This is a genomic window from Nodosilinea sp. LEGE 07298, assembly GCF_015207265.1.
Lineage (GTDB): Bacteria > Cyanobacteriota > Cyanobacteriia > Phormidesmidales > Phormidesmidaceae > Nodosilinea.
On the sequence record NZ_JADEXE010000445.1, the window covers coordinates 1 to 4,035 of the forward strand.

The following is a 4,035-nucleotide window of genomic DNA, read 5'->3' on the forward strand; positions in this document are numbered from 1 at the left end:
CCCAAGCCCAGTCAGCCTATTCTGTTTCTGCCAGCCATGCCCAAGGGTTAACCGGCAGTCAGGCTCCTGTCATTCACCTGTGGCCTGGCTATGGCACCAACCTGAGCTTTATCCCGACGAACGAAAGCATCGTGCGGGTGTGGATCGATGACCCGTCCCGAGTAGTCCTCGATTTTGATCAACCGCTCTGCCCCACCGCTGCGGAATCAGGCTGCGCCTCGGGTCGGCCTTCCGTGATTCATCTGAGACGGGTTCAGGGACTGTCCTTCGAGAATTTGCCCAGGGCCAGCGGCACCCTACTGACGGTGATTACCGAGACGGCTGGGGGCAATCGCCGCCTCTACGAATTCCGCATCGCCTTCGGTACGGGCGAGCCAGACTACCACACCGTCGTGGTTAACCCTACCTCCCCCATTCATCCGCTACTGGGGCCAGGGGATGTGCGCCGAGGGCTTCAGGTGGCTGAATCCAGAGGACTGATCGCTCAAAACCAGGACTTGTGGAACCGGCTACAAACCTTTTTGCGGTTGGCCCAAGGTGGACTGGCTGTGCCTGCTGCCGTAGAGCAGGCTGGGGTTTCCCCTGAGGTGATCACCCGATTGGCGGAATGGGGGGCCAATGCTCGCGATGACCCGCCTTTGAACTCTACCGCTCTCTAGGTTCTCCACTCAGGTTAAAGCCATGAACCAATATTCTTTCAGGCGCAGGCGGCCATGGCGGCCTGTGATCGGGATTCTTGTTTTAATTTTGGCGATCGCGCTCCATGGCTGGCGAGTGCAACCGGCCCACTCCAGCCTCCAGCCAGGGTCGCCAGTACCCGTGATTCAGGATCAGATTTTAGGCACCAAGCCCGACTGGGTACAGATCACCCTACGCAGCCTGCCTGCGGTGCTGGAGTCTGGCTCCTTCGAGGCTCCAGCGGATCTGATCCGTCTGCTAGGCTACGACCCGTCGCGGGTCTGGCAGGCCGGTCAAACCGCTGATCAGTACATGCAGCTGGGCGATTTCCAGGAGAGCTTTCAGCTCCAGCAGTTCTCGCTGTATGAGATTGCCGCCCTGGTGGGGCTGGATTGGCCTGCCCTGCGGCTAGCGGATTTTGCCCTGGTAGCCTGGCAAACCCTGGGGGACTTGGTGCAGGCGGTGCCTGATTTAGCCAATCGTCCGGTGGAATCGGTGGCCCCGATCGCCGACCTACTCCAGGGAGAAGTAGACCCGCAAACTGCGATCGCCGAGGTGCTTCAAGATGAGGCCCTGGCCTCCCTTAGTCTGGGAGACCTCGATCTGGAGCAGTACGGACTAGGGGATATTCCGGGGTTGATGGAGGCTCCGCTAGAAAGGTTTCGCGACTGGCAGCAGTCCGTTATCGATCAGGTACCCGGTCTCGCCGATGTCCCCTTTGCCAACTTCCCTAACCCCATCGTGGAGCAGGGCGTGGTGGTAGGCCAGGTGGATGTGGTGTTCGGCCCAGCGGAAGGCGATCGCACTAACACTATCAGCGGCAGTTATGTGGAGGGGTTCAATGTGCCCTGTGACGCTGACTGCGCTCACCTGGAAATTGGGCAACCCACACTGGTGGAAGGCACCCAGTGGGTCTCGGGCAAGTACCAGCAGGTGCGCGGCGGGCGGGGAGCCTTGGCGGCGGCCAACGGTGGGGTTGAACCTACCGGTCGCCATCCCTTCGGCAATGCATTCAAGGTGGCGGTGCTCGACACCGATGAGGCTTCTGGCACGGCTGAAACCGGGCTGTACTTCCGCATGTGCGTTCGCAACCTGTTTGTGGACTTGGGCTGCACTCCCTACTTCATCGGCCCCATTCCCTGGTTGCCGGTGCAGGAAGAAGGCATGGTCTTCTTGGGACAAATCAAGGAAGGTCTTTCGACCACCGATTCAGCTGACGCCGCTACGGCAAAAGGGATTGATCCACAGACCGGAGAACCCAAACCCACGCCAGCCCCTGTCGCCAGGGCCTCAGTCTCTCCAGGAACTGCCACTGGACGATTCATTCACCCCGCACCGGGCTATGGCGTCACCAGTAGTTTTGGCTATCGCACTCACCCAATTCACGGCGATCGCCGTCTCCATAGCGGCACCGATTTTGGCACCCCCACCGGCACCCTCATTCGAGCGGCTGACGGCGGGCAGGTCACCTTCGCAGGCATCAGCGGCTCCCTTACCAGCGGCTACGGCAGACTCGTCATCGTCAATCACGGCGGTGGATTAGAGAGCTACTACGCCCATCTACAAGGCTTTTTTGTGCAAGCGGGCGACATCATCGCCCAGGGAGATCCGGTCGGTCGCGCCAACAGCACCGGCTGGTCAACAGGGCCGCATTTGCACTTTGAGGTGCGCCAGAACGGCCAGCCCCAGAACCCCATGAACTATCTCAGTTAAGGAGCTTAGCGATGAGACTTAACCGGACTGTCTTCGCTGGTTTAGCAGGACTCTGTCTCCTGCTTGTCAGCTTGATAGCTGCCCTCGGCTTCAATCTGGCGCGAGCGTCAGACCCTATTCCAGAGGCGGTCTACGACTGCCTGCCCCCCCAGACCCAAGCCACCAAACTTTGGGGCCTGGTTGAAACAGCCTCCGGCAGCTACCTCCTAATCGGGGCCGGTGAAGGCGAGACCTACCAAGAGGTGCTGATTTACCTGGATGCTCAAGCCGCCTGCCGGTCGCTATTGCCGGAGGATGACCCGGTGCTGAGTCATTACATCCCCCTGAACTTGGCCCGCGAGTTAGCCCTCCAGCGCTATACCCAGGTGCTGCAAGAACAGGGCGGGCGCGACGCCTACCAGCAGCAGCTAACCGAGTATCTGACGGCAGCTCCTGAAGGTACCCGCAGTCAGTTTCCTGAGGAATACCTCTGGGCTCTGGAGCAACTGGGCATTGAGCTACCGCCCAATAGCTATGAGGTGCTGCGCTGATGCGTTACTACACCGAACACCCCTCAGTTCTGGGTCAGGTGGATTCCACTTCTACTCAATCCATCTCTCAGCTAGTGACCTCACTCCAGTCTCGCCAAGGGCTCACCCTGCTCGGCTGCGCGGTGCTGATTGCTGCATTCTCCCTGATGAGCCAAGGCAAGAAGGGGAAGCTCGCCACCAGCCGCTTTGGTGGCAGCCCCGAGAAAGCTGCCGCCCGCAAGCGTGCGGTGCGGCAGATTCAGGAGCGCAAACGCAATGCGGTTTCGCTCTACATCGGCAAGCCCACCCGCAAGAAAGATGCCCGGTCTCTATACCTGCCCGATCTCCAGCGGGGCATTGCCGTTTGTGGTGGGCCAGGCTCCGGCAAAACCTTCAGCGTCATTGACCCGCTGATTCGCTCTGCCCTTGACCAAGGTCTGCCGGTGGCAATGTACGACTTTAAGTACCCGACCCAAAGCGCTCGCCATGCCGCCTATGCTGCCAAACTGGGCTACGACGTGCGAGTGCTGGCCCCCGGCTTTCCCGAGTCCGAGGTGTGTAACCCCATCGACTTTCTGCGCAGCGAGTCCGATGCCGAGATGGCGCGGCAAATTGCCACCGTGCTGAACAAAAACTTTCGGCTGATGACCCAGAGCAGCGAGGATGGCTTCTTCGCCGCCGCAGGTGATCAGCTCACAGAAGCCCTGCTGATGCTGGCCAAATCCACCCCGTATCCCGACATCATGACCGCCCAGGCGGTGTTGGGGCTGACCAACCTGGGCAACCGGGTGGCGGCGGCTCAAGGCATGAATAGCTGGATTCGGGTGTCTTTCAACCAGTTGATTGGGGTCAAGGATGCCGAGAAAACTGCCAGCGGCATTGTGGGCAGCGCCAGCGAGACCTTTACCCGCTTTATGAAAGAAGGGGTGTTGGGGGCCTTCTGCGGTCAAACTTCTATCCCCTTAGATCTGACCGGCAAGCAATTGCTGATTCTGGGGATGGATCGGGAACGACGGGACGTGGTGGGGCCATTGGTAGCCACGGTGCTGCACATGCTGGTCACTCGCAACGTGGCCCAGCGTCGGCAAGATCCTCTAATTGTCGCGATTGACGAGTTGCCCACCCTTTACTTACC

Annotated in this window: 4 protein-coding genes; all 4 read left to right on the forward strand. The window is 60.0% G+C overall.

Annotated elements, in window-relative coordinates; genetic code table 11:
- Positions 1–659: hypothetical protein (locus IQ273_RS31320; RefSeq protein WP_194026997.1), on the forward strand; the 659-nt coding region annotated here is incomplete at its 5' end.
- Between the two features lie 64 nt (positions 660–723).
- The gene (locus IQ273_RS35565) at positions 724–2,391 is read left to right on the forward strand and encodes a M23 family metallopeptidase (RefSeq protein ID WP_194026998.1); all 1,668 of its coding nucleotides are present in this window, start codon (positions 724–726) and stop codon (positions 2,389–2,391) included.
- A gap of 11 nt (positions 2,392–2,402) precedes the next feature.
- Positions 2,403–2,921 (forward strand): hypothetical protein, encoded by a 519-nt coding sequence (locus IQ273_RS31330; RefSeq protein ID WP_194026999.1) that lies wholly within the window; start codon positions 2,403–2,405, stop codon positions 2,919–2,921.
- The coding region (locus IQ273_RS31335) for a type IV secretory system conjugative DNA transfer family protein (RefSeq protein WP_194027000.1) at positions 2,921–4,035 on the forward strand (1,115 nt) is incomplete at its 3' end. The genes IQ273_RS31330 and IQ273_RS31335, both read left to right, overlap by 1 nt.

Excerpts from the sequence above, each read along its gene's own strand:
- IQ273_RS31330 (WP_194026999.1), top strand. The coding sequence starts at position 2,403 with ATGAGACTTAACCGGACTGTCTTCGCTGGTTTAGCAGGACTCTGTCTC.